This is a genomic window from bacterium, from assembly GCA_019912885.1.
GTDB lineage: Bacteria > Lernaellota > Lernaellaia > JACKCT01 > JACKCT01 > JAIOHV01.
This window is the reverse complement of record JAIOHV010000055.1, coordinates 1-10,347: the sequence shown is the minus strand read 5'-3', so window position 1 is coordinate 10,347 and position 10,347 is coordinate 1. Positions and strand designations below refer to the sequence as shown.

General features: G+C 63.8%; 10 protein-coding genes. 1 reads left to right on the top strand and 9 read right to left on the bottom strand.

The genetic code is table 11. The features are described 5' to 3' along the window. The 9 genes from K8I61_04590 to K8I61_04550 all read right to left on the bottom strand — a co-directional run. On the bottom strand, nucleotides 1-1,426 hold a 1,426-nt coding region (locus K8I61_04590; GenBank protein MBZ0271290.1), incomplete at its 3' end, for a metallophosphoesterase. A 36-nt stretch (nucleotides 1,427-1,462) separates the two neighbouring features. After that, nucleotides 1,463-2,857: a metallophosphoesterase family protein gene (locus K8I61_04585; GenBank protein ID MBZ0271289.1), complete on the bottom strand. Its 1,395-nt coding sequence runs from the start codon at nucleotides 2,855-2,857 to the stop codon at nucleotides 1,463-1,465. A 128-nt stretch (nucleotides 2,858-2,985) separates the two neighbouring features. Beyond that, nucleotides 2,986-4,419, bottom strand: a complete 1,434-nt coding sequence (locus K8I61_04580) for a metallophosphoesterase family protein (GenBank protein ID MBZ0271288.1) — start codon at nucleotides 4,417-4,419, stop codon at nucleotides 2,986-2,988. A gap of 19 nt (nucleotides 4,420-4,438) precedes the next feature. After that, the gene (gene sppA, locus K8I61_04575) at nucleotides 4,439-5,437 is read right to left on the bottom strand and encodes a signal peptide peptidase SppA (protein ID MBZ0271287.1); all 999 of its coding nucleotides are present in this window, start codon (nucleotides 5,435-5,437) and stop codon (nucleotides 4,439-4,441) included. A 246-nt stretch (nucleotides 5,438-5,683) separates the two neighbouring features. Continuing rightward, nucleotides 5,684-6,310: a hypothetical protein gene (locus K8I61_04570; protein ID MBZ0271286.1), complete on the bottom strand. Its 627-nt coding sequence runs from the start codon at nucleotides 6,308-6,310 to the stop codon at nucleotides 5,684-5,686. Between the two features lie 329 nt (nucleotides 6,311-6,639). Next, nucleotides 6,640-7,668, bottom strand: coding sequence for a Holliday junction branch migration DNA helicase RuvB (ruvB, locus tag K8I61_04565; GenBank protein ID MBZ0271285.1), 1,029 nt, complete (start codon nucleotides 7,666-7,668; stop codon nucleotides 6,640-6,642). Continuing rightward, the gene (gene ruvA, locus K8I61_04560) at nucleotides 7,668-8,267 is read right to left on the bottom strand and encodes a Holliday junction branch migration protein RuvA (GenBank protein MBZ0271284.1); all 600 of its coding nucleotides are present in this window, start codon (nucleotides 8,265-8,267) and stop codon (nucleotides 7,668-7,670) included. The genes ruvB and ruvA overlap by 1 nt, the downstream gene beginning before the upstream one ends. Beyond that, nucleotides 8,264-8,761 carry a crossover junction endodeoxyribonuclease RuvC gene (ruvC, locus tag K8I61_04555; GenBank protein ID MBZ0271283.1) on the bottom strand — a complete coding sequence of 166 codons (498 nt, stop codon included), beginning with the start codon at nucleotides 8,759-8,761 and terminating at the stop codon, nucleotides 8,264-8,266. The genes ruvA and ruvC overlap by 4 nt, the downstream gene beginning before the upstream one ends. Nucleotides 8,762-8,865: 104 nt before the next feature. After that, entirely contained in the window at nucleotides 8,866-9,612 is a 747-nt protein-coding gene (locus tag K8I61_04550) for a YebC/PmpR family DNA-binding transcriptional regulator (protein ID MBZ0271282.1), read from the bottom strand. Between the two features lie 389 nt (nucleotides 9,613-10,001). Between K8I61_04550 and K8I61_04545 the strand changes: the two genes are divergently transcribed. Further along, the gene (locus K8I61_04545) at nucleotides 10,002-10,151 is read left to right on the top strand and encodes a DUF5989 family protein (protein MBZ0271281.1); all 150 of its coding nucleotides are present in this window, start codon (nucleotides 10,002-10,004) and stop codon (nucleotides 10,149-10,151) included. The last annotated feature ends 196 nt before the right edge of the window (nucleotides 10,152-10,347 follow it).

Genomic DNA, 10,347 nt, shown 5'->3' with positions numbered 1-10,347 from the left:
CGTCATCATCGTCCGCGTCGTCGTCGGTCATGTCGTCGTCCGCCGCATCGTCGTCAACCGCGTCGTCATCGTCCGCATCGTCATCGTCCGCATCGTCATCGGCCGCATCGTCGTCGGCCGCGTCGTCGTCGGCCGCGTCGTCATCCGCTGCATCGTCGTCGGCCGCGTCGTCGTCGGCCGCGTCGTCATCCGCCGCGTCGTCGTCGGCCGCGTCGTCGTCATCGTCGTCGCCGAAGCCTTCGGGCGGCTCCTTCGCGTCGAGTACCCACGAGTCGATGAGCGCGCCGGTGGTGACGCTGATGACCTCGAACGACAACGTGAGTGGCGTCGCCTCGATGTTGAAAAAGTGGTGGTCCTGCGCGTGGGCAATATATCCGGGGCGATTCTGGACGTTGGGGTAGAAGTCGTACAACGACGCGCCGCCGCCCCCGGTCACCGTGTGCATGATGCCGTTCAGCCAGCAGCGCGCGTAGAAGTGATCGTGACCGGCGACGACGATATCCACGTCGGCCGCGCGCAACAAAGGCTCCACGACGAAGCGCGAGACGATGTCCGGCGTGCGCCCGTCCTTCCAGGTGAACGCGGGCTGGTGGAACATTGCGATCGTGAAGTTCGTCTTCTTGTTCGCCGCGTCCGCCGCCAGATCCGCGACGAGCCACTGATACTCCGGCGCGCCCGGCACCATCTGCCAGGACTTGTTCACGTCGATGACGATGAAATGGATGTTTCCGTAGTCGAAGCTGTACCACGTCAGGTCGTCGTCGTCCGGCGTGTCGAAATAGAACGCCCAGAGCTGATCTCCGGTCAGCCCGGTCACGTCGTCCTCGTCTTCCTCGTGGTTGCCGAACACGGGGTACAACGGCGCGGTCGCCATCAGGTCCGACTCGACGTGGAAGTGATAATCCCAATCCGCTTTCTGCGCGCCGCTGGCGACGAAATCGCCCGTGTTCGCGAAAAACATCGGGTTCGCCGCCGCAATCGCGGCGATGGCCGCTTCGTGCTGCGTGTTCGGGTTGGCGATCGAGCCGCCGCGGCTGTCGCCAAATATCACGAAGTTGAAGCTGTCCAGGTGCGTCGGCGCGGTGACGAACGTCTTGTCGCCCGTCGTGACGAGCCCGTGCCGCGCGCGGTAGTGGTATGTGCTGCCGGCCGCGAGGCCGTCCACGCGAATCTGGTAGATGAAACGCAGCCCCTCGCTGAAGTCGATGTACGTTTCGTACTCCGCGCTCATCGACTGGCCGTAAGAATTCGTCGCGCCGAAATCCACGGTGCCGGTGCCGGGCTGGTCCGTCTCGAACATGACGGTGATGCCGTCCCTGGTGACGTTCTGCAGGTAGGGGCCCTTGGTGATCGCCGCTTCGGCGCCGTGCGCGATCGCGCCGACGAGCGCGAACGCCAGCGCCATGACCATTGTCGATTTCCGCATCACGCCCTCCCGATTCAAGTCGTCAGCCGTCTGTGATCAGCAACCGCATCCGCAACCATCGTCATCGTCATCGTCATCGTCGTCATCGGCGGGCGCGCCGACGTCGTCATCCGACGCGTCATCGTCGCCGGCCGCGTCGTCGTTATCGTCATCGCCCGCGTCGTCGTCGTTCGCGGCGTCATCGTCGTCGTCGTCGCCATCGTCGTCCCCCGCGTCATCATCGTCGCCGTCGATGTCCTCGGGCGCTTCGTCGGCGTCGAGCGTGAACGAATCGATGAGCGCGCCGGTCATCACGTTGACGACCTCAAGCGACAGCGCCATCGGCGTCGCCTCGACGTTGATGTAGTGATAGTCCTTCTCGTGCATCACGTAGTTCGGGCGCCCTTCGACGTTCGGATACAGTTCGTACAGGGGCGCGCCGCCGCCGCCGGTGACCACGTGCGGAATGCCATATAGCGACGCGCGCGCATAGAAATGGTCGTGGCCCGCGACGACCAGATCGACGCCCGCGCCGCGCAGCATCGGCTCGACGATGAGGCGCGAGGTCGGATCCGCGGTGCGTCCCTCGGCCCAGGAAAACGCGGGCTGATGGAACAGCGCGATCGTGAAATTCGTCCGCCTGTTGGCGGCGTCCTTCGTGAGATCCTCGACCAGCCACACATATTCCTGCGCGCCGGGCAGCATGTTCCACCACTTGTTCACGTCGATGATGATGAAGTGGATGTTGCCGTAATCGAACGAATACCACGTCGGGTCGCTCGGGTTCGGAGTGTCGAAATAAAATTTCCAGAACCGCGTGCCCGTAAGGCCGGTCGCGATGTCCGTGTCGTCTTCGTGGTTGCCGTAAACGGGGTACAGCGGCGCGCGCGCCATCATCATCTTTTCGGCCTGGAAGAAATAATCCCAGTCCGCCTTGTCGGCGCCGTGGGCCACCATGTCGCCCGTGTTGAAGACGATCCCCGGATTCGTGGCGTCGATCGCGTCGATCACCGCCTCGTGCGCGGGGTTCGGGCTGTCGATCGAGCCGCCCCGGCTGTCGCCGAAGAACACGAGGTTGAAGCTGTCCAGGTGATGCGGCGCGGTGACGAACGCGAAATCGTCCGACGTGTCGGCCCCGTGGCGGATGCGATAGTGATAGGTGTGCGCGCGCGAAAGGCCGAACAGGCGGATCTTGTAAACGTAGCGCGTGCCTTCCACAAAATCGATCGAATCGACGGGGTCGGCCGACTCCTCCATGCCGTAATCGCCGGTCGCGCCGAAGTCCACGGCGCCAAGCCCCGGCGTGTCGGTCTCGAACGCGATCGTGATCGCGTCCTGCGTCACGTTCTGAAGGTACGGGCCTTTCGTGATCGCCGCGGACGCGATTCCCGCGCACGCGAGAACGAGCGCCGCTGTGAGCGCCATCGTGATCGCCTGGTTCAGCTTCCGCATGACGCACTCCCCGTTAAAAAGGTTTCGAATCGATTGGCCAACCACCCGCTCCCTGACGGTCGCGGCTCTGACATCGCACCAGACCGCTGGCTATCGCACGCGGCACGAGCGTCGCAACGCGCCCAGGCTCAGCAGCCGCAGCCGTCGTCGTCATCATCATCATCATCGTCCGCCGGCGCGCCGAGATCGTCGTCGGAAGCGTCGTCGTCGTCGGAAGCGTCGTCGTCATCGTCGAAGGCGTCATCGTCATCGTCCGTGTCGTCATCCGCGCCGTCATCGTCCGTCGCATCATCGTCATCATCGTTGTCGTCATCATCGTCGTCACCGGTGAACGGCGGCTCGCTCGCGTCGATCGTGAACGAGTCGATGAGCGTGCCCGAGGTGATGCTGACGACGTCGAACGTGATCGCCATCGGCGTCGCTTCGACGGAAATGATGTGATGATCGCGCGCGTGCGCGAGATAGCCGTCGCGCTGTTCAATGTTCGGATAGAAGTCGTAGAGCGGAGCGCCGCCGCCGCCGGTCACCGTGTGCATGATGCCGTTGAGCCACGTGCGCGCGTAGAAATGATCGTGACCCGCGACAACCAGATCGACACCCGCCTCGCGCACGATCGGCTCGACCACGAGGCGCGAGAACGGCTCGGGCGTGCGTCCTTCCTTCCAGGTGAACGCGGGCTGATGGAACATGGCGATCGTGAAGTTCGTCGTCGGATCGGCGGCGTCCGCGGCGAGATCGTCGAGCAGCCACTGGTGCTCCGGCGCGCCGGGGAACAGGTTCCACCAGAGGTTCACGTCGATCATGACGAAGTGGATATTGCCGTAATCGAAGCTGTACCAAGTCGGGTGATCGGGATTGGGCGTGTCGAAGTAGAACTCCCAGAGCTGCTCGCCGGTCAGGCCCGTCGCGTCGTCGCGGCCGTCCTCGTGATTGCCGTATATCGGATACAGCGGCGCGCGCGCGATCAGCTCCTGCTCCGCGTGGAAGAGATAGTCCCAATCGGCCTTGTTCTCGCCGGCGCCGACGAAATCGCCGGTGTTCGCGAAAAACTGCGGGTTTGTTTCCATGATCGCCTCGACCGCGGCCTCGTGCACGGCGTTCGGGCTCTCGATCGATCCGTCGCGGCAATCGCCGAAGATCACGAAATTGAACGAGTCCATGTTGTTTGGCGCGGTGACGAACGTGTAATCCGCGGACGCGTCCGCGCCGTGGCGCACGCGGTAATGATACGTGCTCGCCGTCGCCAGGTTTTCGATGCGGATCTTGTAGACGTGCCGCGTGCCCTCGGCGAAGTCGATCGAGCTCGCCGGCGCGGCGTCAACAGTCTCGCCGTACGCGTTCGTTTCCCCGACGTCCACCGAGCCCGTGCCGGCGGCATCGGTCTCGAACGCGATCGTGATGGCGTCCTTCGTCACGTTTTGCAGATACGGTCCCTTGGTGATCGCCGCGTTTGCGGCCGGCGCGGCGAAGGCAAGTGACGCCACGGCGATGGCGACTCCGGCCTTCCTGTTCCAGGAAGGGGCCTGCGTGCCGCGGGCCATCCGGCAATCTTCATTCTTCATTCTTCAATCTTCCCTTCCATCACTGCCCAAGCCACATGTACATCGCGCGCGGCCGGGAAAGCTCGAGCATCATCTCGAGATCGGGCGCCGGCATGCCGAGGCTTGGCGTCTTGACGAAGCTGTTCGAGTAGACGTTCGTCTCTTTTCGGTAGCTGTCCGTGTACAGGATGACCTTCGCGTCGCCGATCTTTGCGCGGTCCATGGCCGAACGGATGGCGTCGTCGATGTAACCCGTGCGGTCGATGAGCCCGACCTGGGCGGCTTGCTCTCCCGTGTAGATGCGGCCGTCCGCCAGCTCGCGGAGTTTTTCCGGGTCCATCTTGCGGTTTTCGAGCACGACGTTGAAAAAGCGCGCGTACATGCCGTCGACCGCGGCCTGGAACACGGCGCGCTCCTCTTCGGAAAATTCGTCAAACGGGTTGCCCATGTCCTTGAGCGCGCCACTCTTGATGACGCGCGATTCCATGCCGATCTTTCCGAACAGGCCGTCAAAGCCGAGCGAATAGATGATGACGCCGACGGAGCCCGTGATCGTCGTCGGGTGCGCGATGATTTCGTCCGACGCGCACGCGATGTAGTAGCCGCCGGACGCGCCGACATCCATCATCATCGTCACGACGGGAATCTTCTGCGCCTCCTTGTAGCGGCGGATCTCGCGGTAAACGACGTCGCTTGCCGTCACGCCGCCGCCGGGCGAGTTGATCCGCAGCACGACCGCCTTGATGCGGTCGTCCTTCGCGGCCTTGCGCAGCTTTTTTTCAATCTGCGAGGTTGTCGCCTCCCGATCCCAGAACCAGACCTGCTCGCCCTCCGCCGTGATGACGCCGTCGATGTCCAGAAGCAGCACGCGGTTATCGCCGCCCGCGCCGACCGTCTTCACGACGCGCGCGGTCAGCTTGTCGTCCGGCATCGGCAGAACGTTGACGTTCGACGTGTTGAAGCAGCCCGTCGAAAGAATGGTCATCGCCGCGAAGGCGAGGACGGCCGACGTAAGCAGAAGGCGGCGCGCGATAGGCATAAGGTCTCGTTCCCCGATTCGAGATGCGAAAAACGAGAAATTTTACCACGCCGGCGCGATATCGCCAAAGCGTGCGTCTTGCTACATTTTTGAAGCGCGCGTTTGTTCGATCCCGTGCCCGAACAACGAACCGCGACCGTCAGGGAGCGGGTCGAAATGCAAAGGACGCAAAGGACCGGATGGCCCGAACGGACGGCACCGCGAGCGGCATTGCGGGGAAACGCGAGGGCGAAATGAATCGCGCTCCTAGCTGGCCAGTTCGTCCGCGAGCGCCGCGACCGCCGCGTCGATGCGGTCAAAAACGCTGCGGTACATCGGCACGTCCAGCCCGTAGGGGTCGATGACGTCGCCGCCGCGCGAGGCGTCGGGGATCCATTCGGTCAGGAGTTTCACCTTGCCGGACACATCGGGGAATCGTTCGGCGATCTCGTCCCGGATGCGTTTGTCGGAGGCGAGGATCAGGTCCGCGCCTTCGTAAGGCGCGTCGGCCATCGCCCGCGAGCGGTGGCGCGAAAGGTCGATGCCGCGCTCGCGGGCGACCTTGATCGCCTCTTTCGTCGAATTCGGGATGCGACCGCCGGTCGTGCCGGCGCTCTGCACGGTGACGCCCTCGACGCCGCGCTCGGCCAGCGCCTTTTTCAGGGCCGCGGCGGCATAAGGACTTCGGCAGATATTGCCCATGCAGACGATCAGAATTTTGGAAATGCGTCCGTCGGACCGCGGCTTTGCGGATTTCCTGGCTTTGGTTTTCATGCCCATTCGGTTTTCGTGCGTGGCAAGATTTTCCGTCCGGCCCGCGAGGCCGATCGAAAACGGGCGTTTTCGCGCCGCGCTCCGGACGCCGAAATCCCAGCGCTCAAAAAAGAATTTCATCGTATCGCGCGTATCTCGGCGATGACGCCCCCGCGCATCGCCGATCCTCCTTGCTTTTTACCATATCGGACGCCCAAGGGAATTCGGTGAGCATCGTTGCGGACGAGAAAATAGAAAAAAGGAAACAGGAAATAGAAAATAGGAAACGGCGAGTGCGCAATGCCCAGACTTGTTCGTTTCGTCGGAGGCACTTTTCCCGTCGAATAAACGCACGATCCGCATCGCGGCCAATTGCGACGGATCTATTTCCTGTTTCCTGTTTCCTGTTTCCTGTTTCCTGTTTTCTGTTTTCTGTTTCCTGTTTCCTGTTTCCTGTTTCCTGTTTCCTGTCAAAAAAGCCTTCCCTGAGGCTTCTGGGCGGGCTGTTTCGCAAGATGCCGGTACGCCGCCTCGGTGGCGACGCGGCCGCGCGCGGTGCGTTGAAGGAATCCGATCTGCAACAGGTAGGGTTCGATGACGTCCTCGATCGTGTCCTTCTGTTCGGAAACCGACGCGGCGAGCGTCTCCACGCCGACCGGCCCGCCGGCGAAATGGTCGATAATCGCGCTCATGAGCATGCGGTCCAGGCGGTCGAGCCCGCGGTCGTCCACGCCAAGCTGCGCGAGCGCGTCGGCGGCCTGATCGCGGTCGATTTCCGTCGCGTTGGCGACCTGCGCGAAATCGCGAACGCGGCGAAGAAGGCGGTTGGCGATGCGCGGCGTGCCGCGGCTCCTCCGCGCGATCTCACCCGCGCCGCCGTCGGTGATGGCGTATTGCAGGATCGCCGCCGAGCGCCGCACGATCTCGGTGAGCGCGTCCGCGTCGTAGAACTCCAGGCGCGAGACGATGCCGAATCGGTCGCGGATGGGGCTTGTCATCAGGCCGGTGCGCGTCGTCGCGCCGATGAGCGTGAAGGGTTTGAGTTTCATCTTCACCGTGCGCGCGCTCGGGCCCTCGCCGATGATGAGGTCGAGCTGCCCGTCCTCCATCGCGGGGTAGAGCATCTCCTCCACGATCGTGGACAGGCGGTGGATCTCGTCGATGAACAGGATGTCGAACATCTCGAGGTTCGTGAGAATCGCCGCGAGATCGCCCGCGCGTTCCATCACCGGGCCGCTCGTCACCTTGATGCCGACGCCAAGCTCCGCCGCGATGATGTGCGCCAGCGTCGTCTTGCCCAGGCCCGGCGGCCCGCAAAACAACGTGTGGTCGAGCGCTTCGCCGCGCTCGCGCGCCGCCTGGATGAAGACCTTGAGGTTGGCGACGACGGCGTGCTGGCCGACGTAGCCCTCGAAATTGCGCGGGCGCAGAGTGACGTCGAAGCGCCGGTCGTCGCCGGCCTCCACCGGCGTCACCGCGCCGCGTTGGCCTTCGTCCATCACATCCTCCCGAGGAGCTTGAGGCCGTGCGAGACGATCTTCTCAAGCTCGGCGTCGCGGCCCAGTTCCTTGAGCGCGCGCTCCAGCGCGCGGCTGGCCTCCACGCGCGTGTATCCGAGATTCAAAAGCGCCGAGAGCGCATCCATGTACGGCGCGGGCGTGTGCTCCGCGGCGGTGATCTGAGCGTCCTCGGCGATGAACGTCATCTTGTCCTTCAGCTCCAGAATCACGCGCTCGGCCGTCTTTTTCCCGACGCCCGGTGCCTTGGAGAGCATGATGGCGTCCTCGGAAACGATCGCGCGCGCCAGGTTCGCGAATTCGAGGCCCGACAAAATCGCGATCGCCACCTTCGGCCCGACGCCCGTGACGGTGATCAATAGATCGAACACGTCGCGCTCGCGCCTTTCGCGAAATCCGTACAGCGCGATCGAGTCCTCGCGCACGATCGTGCGGATGTGCAACTCGGTTTCCTCGCCCGCCTGGGGCAGCCGCCGGAACGCGGTCGCCGGCACGTGGACAAGATACCCCACGCCGCGCACGTCGACGACGACCGCGCCCGCCGTCTTTTCGACAATGCGTCCGGCAAGGCGCGCGATCAACGAATGAGCCCGCCCGATTGTTCGAGGAAGCGGTACGACGACAGATGGCAGATGCCCGCGGCCAGCGCGTCGGACGCGTCGGAAAACGCCGGCTCCGGCATGGTCAAAAGCGAGGCGATCATCTGCGAAACCTGCTGCTTTTCCGCGCGGCCGAATCCGACGATCGACTTCTTGATCTGCGCGGGCGTGTATTCGTATACGTCAAGCCGCGCGTGCGCGAGCGCGAGCAGCGCCGCGCCGCGAGCCTGCCCGAGCACGATCGCGCTGCGCACGTTCTTCGCGAAAAAGATGGTCTCCACGGCGGCCACGTCGGGGTGGTGATCGGCGATCACGCGCGTGATGCCGTCGTAGATCTCCCCAAGACGCACCGCGAGCGAGAGCTTGGCCCTGGGCGCGATGACGCCGCAATCCACATGACGCAATCCGCCGGGCGCCTCGTCCACGAGCCCCCAGCCGCACACGATGCTGCCGGGGTCGATGCCGAGCACGCGCATGCGCCGGTTCGAGCGCGGATACGCGCCGTCGGCGGGGTGATCGGAGACGAACGGGTCCTGGCGCTCGAGGGCCGCGGGCGCGCGGGCGGGGCGCCTCGCCGCGCTCAACCCAGCGCCTTCATCTCGTCGTCGGGGATGTCGAAGTTGGCGTACACGTTCTGCACGTCCTCGTTTTCCTCGAGCGCGTCGATGAGCTTGAGCACGGTGTCCGCGGACTTTCCGGTAAGCAGAATGGAGTTTTGCGGAATTCGCGTCACCTCGGCCTCGGGGTCCGCGAACCCCTTGGCGGCAAGCGCGGCTTTCACGTCGTCGAACGCGCCGGGATCGGTGACAACCATGAAGACGTCGCCGTCGTCGCGCACGTCCTCGGCGCCGGCGTCGATGGCGGCCTCCATCAGCGCCTCTTCGTTCACCGATTCCTTGTCGAAGTTGAAGATCCCTTTCTTGTCGAACAGATACGCGACGCACCCGTTTTCGCCGAGGTTGCCGCCGAATTTCGTGAAGGCGTGGCGCACGTCGGCGGTCGTACGGTTCCGGTTATCGGAAAGGCACTCGATCATGACCGCGACGCCGGCGGGGCCGTAGCCCTCGTAGGTGAATTCCTCATACGCCGCGCCCTCGAGCTCGCCGGTGCCCTTTTTGATCGCGCGCTCGATGTTGTCTTTCGGCATCGAGTTCGCCTTGGCCTTGTCCACGGCGGTGCGCAGGCGCGGATTGGCGTCGATGTCGCCGCCGCCCATGCGCGCCGCGACGGAAATTTCCTTGATCAGCCGCGTGAAGAGCCGGCCGCGCGCCGCGTCGGCCGCGCCCTTCTTGCGCTTGATGGTGCTCCACTTCGAATGACCGGACATGGTCCTCTTTCCTCGATGATGTTGGCCGCGGGATACGTATGACGACGCCCTGCGCCGCGTGGCGGATCGCCCCGTGTAAAGGCGCTCCCGCACGGCCCGCGGCCCGTGTGCCATTATCACGAACGCCGCGCCAAAGACAAGAATGGCGGGCGAAATACCGGCGCAATCAGGGCTTGTTGCGCTCCGGGTCGCGTCAGCCCACCAGGTCTCGCGCGGGATCCCGAAGGGTGTGAAACGCGCGGCGCAATACTCGAAAATCCCTCGCGTTTTGTTTTTGCGCTCTTGATTTGCTTTGGCGTTTCAAGCGATATTGAAAGCTGTCGAACAAGGGAAACGAGACGCGCGCGCCGGTCGGCGCGGCGATGGCGCGCGGCAACCCGGGGCAACCGATGCGTATTCTCAAGGAATTCCTGATTTTTCTGAAGGAGGAAAAACTGATGTGGCTCTCGCCCATTGTCATCATCCTCCTTCTGCTTGCGATTTTCATTTTCATGACCGAGGGAAGCGCCGTCCTGCCGTTCATCTACGGCGGATTCTGAACAGGCGTTCAAAACGCGAAACGCGCCGTCGCCGGAATGGCGGCGGCGCGTTTTTGTTGTGCGCCCAGCATGGGCGCTGTCTTGTAGGTGTAAGTCCGACCGAGAGGAGGCCATCCCGATCGAAGCGAAGCGCAACTGCGGAAGGGCGACCGACCGTGGGGAGGAAGCGTGGAGCGAACCCGCGGGCCGACGTACA

Coding starts and splice junctions, on each gene's coding strand:
- ruvC (MBZ0271283.1), bottom strand. CDS start 8,761: ATGCGCGTGCTCGGCATCGACCCCGGCAGCATCGTGTGCGGCTGGGGG.
- K8I61_04550 (MBZ0271282.1), bottom strand. CDS start 9,612: ATGTCCGGTCATTCGAAGTGGAGCACCATCAAGCGCAAGAAGGGCGCG.
- K8I61_04580 (MBZ0271288.1), bottom strand. CDS start 4,419: ATGAAGAATGAAGATTGCCGGATGGCCCGCGGCACGCAGGCCCCTTCC.
- sppA (MBZ0271287.1), bottom strand. CDS start 5,437: ATGCCTATCGCGCGCCGCCTTCTGCTTACGTCGGCCGTCCTCGCCTTC.
- K8I61_04570 (MBZ0271286.1), bottom strand. CDS start 6,310: ATGAAATTCTTTTTTGAGCGCTGGGATTTCGGCGTCCGGAGCGCGGCG.
- ruvB (MBZ0271285.1), bottom strand. CDS start 7,668: ATGGACGAAGGCCAACGCGGCGCGGTGACGCCGGTGGAGGCCGGCGAC.
- K8I61_04545 (MBZ0271281.1), top strand. CDS start 10,002: ATGCGTATTCTCAAGGAATTCCTGATTTTTCTGAAGGAGGAAAAACTG.
- K8I61_04585 (MBZ0271289.1), bottom strand. CDS start 2,857: ATGCGGAAGCTGAACCAGGCGATCACGATGGCGCTCACAGCGGCGCTC.